Raw genomic sequence first — 8541 nt, 5'->3', positions numbered from 1 at the left:
CTGGGGCACCCGCGGCCTGGGCCTCGACGTGGTCGGCCCCGCCGATCCCTTCGCCGCCGTGGTCGCGGTGCTCGGCTCGCTGTGGCCGGCCGGCCCCTCGTTCACCCTCGTGCTGCTGTGGATCCTGGCGCTGCCCCTGGCGGTGCTCGGCGGGTGGTTCGCCGCGACCCGTGTGACCGATCGCGCCGGACTGCGGATCTTCGCCGGGATCGCCTGGGCGCTGGCACCCACGTTCCTCACCGCGCTCGTCGACGGCCGCCCCGCCGCGGTGCTCGCCCACCTCCTGCTGCCGTGGCTGTTCCACTCCGCGGTCGTCGCGCACCGCTCGTGGGGTGCCGCCGGCAGCGCCTCGCTGCTGCTGGCCGCTGTGCTCGCCTGTGCGCCCTCGCTCGCCCCCGCGCTCGCTCTGCTGTGGCTCGTGACGCTGGGCATCGTGATCGGCACGGCGCAGTTCCGCGGCGCCGGTCGTCTGCTGTGGCTCCCGCTGCCCACGGCCGTGCTGTTCGGGCCGTTGATCTCCTGGCAGCTTCTGCACGGCACGCCCCTGGCACTGCTCGCCGACCCGGGACTCACGTGGGCGGGACCGCAGGCGGGAGCAGACGCGGTCGGCCGCCTCGCGATCGCCCTCGGCTTCCCGACGACCGACCTCGCGGGCTGGGCGACCGTCGCGCCCGGCGGTCTCGGCACGTGGGCGGCCCTCCTGTGCGCACCGCTCGCGCTGCTCGCCCTCGCCTCGGCCGTCTCGCCGCGGTGGCGCGCGGGCATCACGCTGCTGGTGGTCGCCGTCGCCGGTGTCGCGACGGCCTTCCTCGCGGTCGGCGTCAGCGTCTCGTTCGCGCAGGGCACCCCCGTGCCGATCTGGCCGGGCACGGGGCTGAGCCTCGCGTGGATCGGAGTGCTCGGCGCGGCGACCGTCACGCTCGACACGGCGCTCCCGCTGCCACGGCTGCGCACCGTGGCGACCACCGTCACGGCGGCCGCCCTCCTGGTGTGTGCCCTGCCCGCCCTCACCGCGTTCCACACCGATCGATCCGTGCTCACCAACGGGCCGGAGTCGACGCTGCCCGCCTACGTGGCCGCGCAGGCGGCGGGCGACCGCGCGATCTCGACGCTCATCCTCACCCCGCAGAACGACGGCGGACTCGCGGTCGAGGTGGTCCGCGGAGCCAGCGAGACCCTCGGGGCCCAGACCACCATGCTCTCGACCGCCGTCGAGCCCCAGGGCACCGACACCGGCACGCTCGCGGTCGACCTGATCTCCGCCCGCGACTTCGATGCACCGGCCGAACTCGCCGCTGAGGGCATCAGCTACGTGCTGATCGCCCAGGTCGCGGGCGAGGGCGACCGGGCCCGTGCGCTGCGCACGGCCTCGATCGCCGCGATCGACCAGCGCCCGGGTCTCGTCCACGCGGGCACCACCGAGCGCGGAGTGCTGTGGCGGCTCGAGGGCGAGGCCGCGGCTCCGGCGTCGCTCACCGCGGCGCAGGAGGGCACGGCGCGGCTCGTGATCACCCTGCAGCTGCTCGTGGTGCTGGCCGCGCTGCTGCTGTCCATCCCGACCAGGGCGTCGCGGCGTGCCGCCAGGGCGCAGTCGCGCATCGTCGGGCGGGCGCCGGAGGAGCCGATGGTGCTGCCGCGTCACGCCGAGGATCTCCCGGCCGCGGTCGTGGAGGACCCGCCCGTCGGCGCGGTCGAGGATCCGCAGGACGAACCGGCTCTGACGGACGAGGCCCTGGCGCCCATCGCCGAACCGGTTCCCGAGGCCAAGGTCGAGCCCGCGGACGCCGCGGAATCGGACGACGACACCCCCGCACCGCAGCCCGAGGAGGAGCGCCGATGAGCGGCAACCGCGCATTCCGGGTGGCAGCGACCAGCGCCCGCGTCGTGACGGGAGTGGCGGTCGCCGCCGCCTGCGTGATCGGGGTCGTCGCGGCCGTGCACGCGCCCTGGCCGACCGTCGCACACGAGCCCGCGCAGGAGCAGGTCACTCCGCTCCCCGGCGACAGCGTGCTGGTCTGCAACGGCGACTTCCGGGCGCTCGGACGCGACTCGTCCGCACCGCTCGACATGACAGCGGCCGCAGCCCCCACGCTCACCACCGGCGGTACGTCGGGAGATCCGGCCTCGTCGGGAGTGGCGACGCCCGACCTCGCCGACGGCGACGAGATCGCCGTGCTCACCGGTGCCGTGGAGGGCCGCACGGCTCCGCTCATCGCGGGCGCCGAGTCGTTCACCCTCGCCGCGGACGACCTGGCGGGCTTCGCGGCCACTCCGTGCACGGTGCCGCGCCTGGAGTCCTGGCTCGTCGGCGGTGCGGTGGGCACCGGCACCGAGGACATCGTCATCCTCACCAACGCGGCCGAGGTGCCATCCACCGTCACCCTCACCGTGTACGGCGAGACGCGCGGCGGCCGCACCGTCATCATCCCGGCCCGCACGCAGACCGCTCTTCCGCTGACCTCGATCGCCGCCGGCAACGAGGCGCCGGTCGTCAAGGTGAGTGCGGTCGGGGCCCCGGTGCGCGCGGTCCTGCAGTCGTCGCTCGTGCGCGTGCTCGACCCCGCCGGCATCGACCTGCAGGAGGCCGTGGCCGGCGCGCAGCAGAACGTGGTCATCACGGGGGTGCAGACGTTCACGTCCGACGGCGACGAGGCCGACATGACCGTGCTGCGGTTGCTGGCACCCGGCGCCGACGCCATGGCGAAGGTCACGGTGCACAGCGAGGGCTCCTCGCCGACGACGGACGAGTTCTCCGTCCCGCTCGACCCCGACGTCCCCGCGCAGGTCGCGCTCAGCGGGCTCGAGCCGGGACGCTACACCGTGGAGATCGAGGCGGAGGCCCCGGTCGTCGCCGCCGTCCGCCAGCAGGACGGCTTCGGACGCGACACCGACTTCGCGTGGGTGACTCCGGCCGCCCAGCTCGACGACCAGGCCGCGGTCGCCGTGCCCGCCGGTCCCGCCCCGCGGCTGCAGCTCGCCAACACCGGCGACGAGGACGCGACCGTCACGGTCGAGCCGATCGACGGCGGTCAGCCGCAGGAGGTGTCGGTGCCGGCGGGGCAGACCCGCGGTATCGACGTGACCGCGCGGACGACCTATCTGCTGCGCACCACCGGACCCGTGCACGCCGCGGTGACCCTGACCGCGGCCGGTGCGCTCGGCGTGCTGCCGGTGCCGCCGTCGCCCGGCGTGGAGAAGTCGATCACGGTCTACCCCTGACCCCGGGTCGGGGCGCGCCGTCAGTGGTCGTGGCCGAGGTCCCAGGGCTCGCGGCCGACGTACTCGGCGGCGGCCCGGAACACCGCGCTCTCGATCGCCATGCGGCGGTGCGCGGCGTCGTCGTGTCCCGGAGGGAGCAGCCGCTCGATCGGGATGCGGAACAGCACGATCCGCCGCCCCTCGCGGTCCAGGTGCCAGCGCGGCACCTCCCCGTCGCCCTCGGCCGCGGGCAGCGCCCCGATCTCGAAGCGCACCTCCTGCAGCTCGGGCCAGGTGCCGCGGAGGAACTCCACCGCAGTGCCCACCGTGAGGTCGAACCGGTCGAGCCGCCCGTCGAGCGGTGCGAGCGGCGGGCGGACCACCTCGCTGCGCCCGAGTCGTCCGTGGCGTCCGTGCCTCGCGCCGCGTCGGGCGGTGGGGGCGTGGGCGCGACGACGGGGCATGCCGAAAGTCTAGGCGCTGCGCGCGCGCTCGGCGCGGCATCCGCTCCGCTCGCGACGGGGGTCGTAGCGTGAAGGGGATGGACGGACGACTCTGCTCGAAGGTCGGCTGCGCGCGTGAGGCCGTGGCCACCCTCACCTACGACTACGGCGACCAGATGGCCGCTCTCGGACCGCTCGGAACGGCGAACGACCCGCAGGCGCACGACCTGTGCGCCCCGCACGCCGACCGGCTCTCGGTGCCGGCGGGCTGGCTCGTGATCCGCCACGAGGCCCTGCGCGCCTGATCCGACACGCGGGCGGAGGCACCGTGGCCCCTGCCGGTTCCTGGGTACTCTGACGGCGGCGGTGTCACGGCGGCGCGGCCGGAAAGGCTACCGTGCTCGTCTGGCGTCGCTGGGTCCTGCCCCTGCTGCTCGTGGTCATCTTCGGCGCCTGCGCCGCCGCACTCGTGAAGATCGCCTTCTTCCCCGACCGGTCTGAGGCGATCGTGAGCCCCGAGGCGGGCATCACCGATCCGGTCGTCGCAGTCGAGCGAGGGGCCGTCGTCAACGCGCTCAGCCTGGACGGCACGGTCGCGCGCGACGAGAGCTATCCGGTGCGCAGCGAGCTCAACGGCACGGTCACGGCGGTGCACGTGGCCGACGGTGCGAGCGTCGCGGCCGGGCAGAAGCTGTTCACCGTGCGCCAGGACGACCCGCGCAAGGACATCGACGTGCTGGCGCCCGAGGCCGGCGACGTGTCGGAGCTCGCGATCGTGAAGGGCCAGGCCACCACGGTGGGCACGGAGACGTACACGCTCACCCCGGCCCGTTACCACCTGCAGGCGACCGTGGAGCCCGTGCAGCTGTACCGGCTCGTCAACGCGCCGACCGAGGCCACGGTGACCATCACGGGCGGCCCCGCCCCGTTCCCGTGCACGGGCGTGCGGGTGCAGGTGAGCGAGGAGGGCACCGCGAGCGTGCGCTGCGCGATCCCCGCCGATCAGACCGTGTTCGCCGGCCTGCCCGCCACGATGGATCTCGCGCTCGGACAGGTCGACGATGCGCTGGTGATCCCGGTCACGGCGGTGCAGGGCGGCGCTGGCACCGGAAAGGTGTGGGTCGACGCGGGCGACGGCGGCGAGCCGGAGGAGCGCGAAGTCGCCCTCGGCGTCAACGACGGCTCGATGGTGGAGGTGACCGACGGGCTCGCGGAGGGCGACAGCATCCGCCAGTTCGTGCCGGGCTTCGTCGCACCCGTCGAGGAGTTCTGCTACGAGATCTCCCCGGGCGTCGAGCAGTGCGACAGCGGGATGAGCTGGTGACGCTGGTCGCGCTGGAGGGCGTCGCCAAGAGCGTCCTCCTGCCCGACGACTCGCGCCTGGAGATCCTCCGCAGCGTCGACCTCGAGGTCGGCGCGGGCGACCACGTGTCGATCGTGGGACGGTCGGGTTCGGGCAAGTCGACGCTGCTCAACATCCTCGGCATGCTCGATGCCCCCACGTCCGGGACGGTGTCGTTCGAGGGGCGGGAGGTCCGCCGGATGCGCTCCGGTCGCCTCGACCGTCTCCGGGGTGAGAACGTGGGCTTCGTGTTCCAGCAGTTCAACCTGCTGCCCGGTCGCACCGCGCTGGACAACGTCATGATGCCGCTCGGCCACGCGCGCGGACGGCTGTTCTGGGACCGCCGCCGCATCGCCGCCGACATGCTGGAGCGCGTCGGACTCGGGCACCGCGTCGACCAGGTCGCCGACCGGCTCTCCGGAGGCGAGCAGCAGCGCGTCGCGATCGCCCGCGCGCTCGTACGCCGCCCGGTGCTGATCCTCGCCGACGAGCCGACCGGCGCCCTCGACATCGACACCGGCGCGACCGTGATGGCCCTGCTCGACGAGGTCGCGACCGAGACCGACGCCGCCCTCGTCACGATCACGCACGACCTGCACGTCGCGGCCCGCGCGCGCCGCCACTACCGCCTGGACGCCGGGCGGCTGGAGCCGGCCGATCTCACGAAGGCGTTCGAGGCGTCCACGCTCGCCGCCTCGGTGCCCGGGGCCGCGGAGGTCGCGTCGTGACCGGGTTCCTCGGAGCGCTCTCCGACGCCTGGGCCGAGATCCGGGTGCACAAGCTCCGTGTGCTGCTCAGCCTCATCGGCATCGCCGTGTCGGTGGGCGCGCTCACCGCGGTCGTGGCGATCTCGGAGTACCAGCGCCAGTTCCAGGAGGAGCAGTCGGACCGCTGGGGCGGCCGTGCGGCCACCGTGGTCGTGGCGGTGTCGGCCGACGACGGCACCCCGGTCGACGCGGACGAGGTGGACGAGCGCTTCCGCAGGGCCTCGGAGCGCTTCGGCTTCAGTCACACCGCCCGGATCGCCCAGGGCCTCTCGCTCGGCGTGGCGCTGCCCGACGGCGTGACCCCGGTGAACACACGGCTGGTCGACCCTGCGTACTCGCAGATCCACCGGGAGAAGCTGCTCGAGGGCCGGTGGCTGCACGACGGCGACCTCGAGGCGCTCGCGCCGGCGGTGGTCATCAGCGAGCCGCTGTGGGAGCGCATCGGGCGGGTCCCGGTCGCCCAGCACCCCACGATCACCGTCACCGGAGACGCCGGCGGCACCTACCAGGTGGTCGGGGTCGTTCCGCGGCAGGGCTTCGGCGACGAGGAGCTCCGTCTGGACCTGCTGTACGACGCCTACCGTGACCGCGTCGACGCGCTGCCGGAGGAGACGTTCACCCAGTACGAGGTGTGGCTCGGCCCCGACGAGGTCGACGCGATCGCGCCGGTGCTCGCGATGGACCTCCGCGCCGGGCTGCCGGAGGGGCAGACGGTGTCGGTGAGCCGCTCGGACTGGGCGGCGCAACCCGGCACCGCCGACGCTCAGGCCACGTTCGAGATGGTCACGGGCGGCATCGCGTCGCTGATCCTCGCGCTCGGCGCGCTCAGCCTGATCAACATCCAGCTCGTCGCGATGCGCCAGCGGGTGCGGGAGATCGGGGTGCGCCGGGCGTTCGGCGCGAGTTCCGGCCGGGTGTTCTTCGCGGTGTTCCTGGAGAGTCTGGTGGCGACGACCGTGGCGGGGGCGATCGGCATCGCGATCGTCGTGGCGGTGCTGCGCTCCGAGTGGCTGATCGGCTCGATGTTCCCCGGTATCCAGGACATCCCGCCGTTCCCCATGCGGGCGGCGCTGGTCGGTCTCGTCGCCTCGGTCGTGGTCGGCGCGGTGTCGGGCTTCATCCCCGCGCTCGTGGCGCTGCGGGTCAAGGTGATCGACGCCATCCGGTTCTGACACACGGGCGGTGCGTCCGCGACCTGATGGAACAATGGGCCCATGCCTGAGCTCGAGTACCGCATCGCCGATCTGTCCCTCGCCGACGCCGGACGGCACCAGCTGCGGCTCGCCGAGAACGAGATGCCAGGGCTCATGGCCCTGCGCGCGGAGTTCGGCGCGGCGCAGCCGCTCAGGGGCGCGCGCATCGCGGGGTCGCTGCACATGACCGTGCAGACGGCCGTGCTGATCGAGACGCTCGTGGCGCTCGGCGCCGAGGTGCGCTGGGCCAGCTGCAACATCTTCTCCACGCAGGACGAGGCGGCCGCGGCGGTCGTGGTCGGCCCGCACGGCACGGTGGACGCGCCCGCCGGTGTGCCCGTGTTCGCGTGGAAGGGCGAGACGCTCGAGGAGTACTGGGCGTGCACCGAGCGGATCTTCGACTGGTCGGCGTCGGGCGTCGACGGCCCGAACCTCATCCTCGACGACGGCGGCGACGCCACGCTGCTGGTGCACAAGGGCGTCGAGTTCGAGCGGGCGGGCGTCGTCCCCGATGCCGCCGAGGGCGACCCGCACGAGTACCGTGTGATCCTCGACCTGCTGCGTCGGTCCCTCACGGCGTCGCCCGACCGCTGGACGCGGGTGGCCGCGGGGCTGATCGGCGTCACGGAGGAGACCACCACGGGCGTGCACCGCCTGTACGAGCTCGCGGCGTCGGGAGATCTGCTGTTCCCGGCCATCAACGTCAACGACGCGGTCACGAAGAGCAAGTTCGACAACAAGTACGGCATCCGTCACTCGCTGCCCGACGGGCTGAACCGGGCGACCGACGTGCTGATCGGCGGCAAGGTCGCGTTCGTGTGCGGCTACGGCGACGTGGGCAAGGGAGCGGCCGAGGCGCTGCGCGGTCAGGGCGCCCGGGTCATCGTGAGCGAGGTCGACCCCATCTGCGCGCTGCAGGCCGCGATGGACGGCTTCGAGGTGGCGCGTCTGATCGACGTGGCCGGCGGGGTCGACATCGTCGTGACCGGGACCGGCAACCGCGACGTGGTGACGGTGGAGCACCTGCTGGCGCTCAAGCACCTCGCGATCGTCGCGAACGTCGGCCACTTCGACAACGAGATCGACATGGCGGGGCTGGAGGCGCTCGACGGTGCGGAGAAGGTCGAGATCAAGCCGCAGGTGCACGAGTGGCGCCTGCCGAGCGGTCGCAGCGTGCTCGTGCTCAGCGAGGGCCGGCTGATGAACCTCGGGAACGCGACCGGGCACCCGTCGTTCGTGATGAGCGCGTCGTTCACGAACCAGGTCCTCGCGCAGCTCGAGCTGTTCACGAACGCGGCGGCGTACCCGGTCGGGGTTCACGTGCTGCCCAAGGCACTCGACGAGAAGGTCGCGCGTCTGCACCTGGACGCGCTGGGCGTGCGGCTCACCACGCTCACCGAGAGCCAGGCGGCGTACATCGGGGTGCCGGTCGAGGGGCCGTACAAGCTCGACCACTACCGCTACTGAGCGCGGCGGAGAGGCGAGGTCAGACGCCGACGCGGCGACCCGTCAGCCGCTCGGCGCGCCGGTCTGCGTTCTCCAGGGCCCGCCGCTCGCGCTCCCGCCGCAGCACCGTGATGCCCACGAGCACGAGCTCG

The 8541-nt window shown here is 73.5% G+C and carries 7 protein-coding genes and 1 pseudogene; 7 read left to right on the top strand and 1 reads right to left on the bottom strand.

Annotation, left to right across the window (positions count from 1 at the left end; genetic code table 11):
• Positions 1–1840, top strand: a pseudogene (locus tag DW309_RS00730) (glycosyltransferase); the annotation flags it as partial.
• Positions 1837–3219 (top strand): DUF5719 family protein, encoded by a 1383-nt coding sequence (locus DW309_RS00725; protein ID WP_136044240.1) that lies wholly within the window; start codon positions 1837–1839, stop codon positions 3217–3219. The pseudogene DW309_RS00730 and the gene DW309_RS00725, both read left to right, overlap by 4 nt.
• Before the next feature lie 20 nt (positions 3220–3239).
• Here the strand turns inward: DW309_RS00725 and DW309_RS00720 are convergent, their stop codons facing one another.
• Positions 3240–3662, bottom strand: coding sequence for a hypothetical protein (locus DW309_RS00720; RefSeq protein ID WP_240744592.1), 423 nt, complete (start codon positions 3660–3662; stop codon positions 3240–3242).
• 77 nt (positions 3663–3739) lie between these two features.
• On the opposite strand from DW309_RS00720, the gene DW309_RS00715 reads away from it, so the two are divergent.
• The 5 genes from DW309_RS00715 (at position 3740) to ahcY (ending at position 8410) form a co-directional block, all read left to right on the top strand.
• Positions 3740–3946, top strand: a complete 207-nt coding sequence (locus DW309_RS00715; RefSeq protein ID WP_136032271.1) for a DUF3499 family protein — start codon at positions 3740–3742, stop codon at positions 3944–3946.
• Positions 3947–4038: 92 nt separating this feature from the next.
• Positions 4039–4965, top strand: a complete 927-nt coding sequence (locus tag DW309_RS00710; RefSeq protein WP_136036380.1) for an efflux RND transporter periplasmic adaptor subunit — start codon at positions 4039–4041, stop codon at positions 4963–4965.
• Positions 4962–5711, top strand: a complete 750-nt coding sequence (locus DW309_RS00705) for an ABC transporter ATP-binding protein (protein ID WP_136032267.1) — start codon at positions 4962–4964, stop codon at positions 5709–5711. Before DW309_RS00710 ends, DW309_RS00705 begins: the two co-directional genes overlap by 4 nt.
• Complete coding sequence (locus DW309_RS00700) at positions 5708–6922, top strand: ABC transporter permease (RefSeq protein ID WP_136032264.1); 1215 nt, start codon at positions 5708–5710, stop codon at positions 6920–6922. Before DW309_RS00705 ends, DW309_RS00700 begins: the two co-directional genes overlap by 4 nt.
• 42 nt (positions 6923–6964) lie before the next feature.
• Complete coding sequence (gene ahcY, locus DW309_RS00695) at positions 6965–8410, top strand: adenosylhomocysteinase (protein ID WP_136044239.1); 1446 nt, start codon at positions 6965–6967, stop codon at positions 8408–8410.
• Positions 8411–8541 lie beyond the last annotated feature (131 nt).

It is taken from the genome of Microbacterium sp. K41 (genome assembly GCF_004794395.1).
GTDB lineage: Bacteria > Actinomycetota > Actinomycetes > Actinomycetales > Microbacteriaceae > Microbacterium > Microbacterium sufflavum.
The sequence above is the reverse complement of the archived record's forward strand: the minus strand, read 5'-3'. Positions and strand labels throughout refer to the sequence as shown.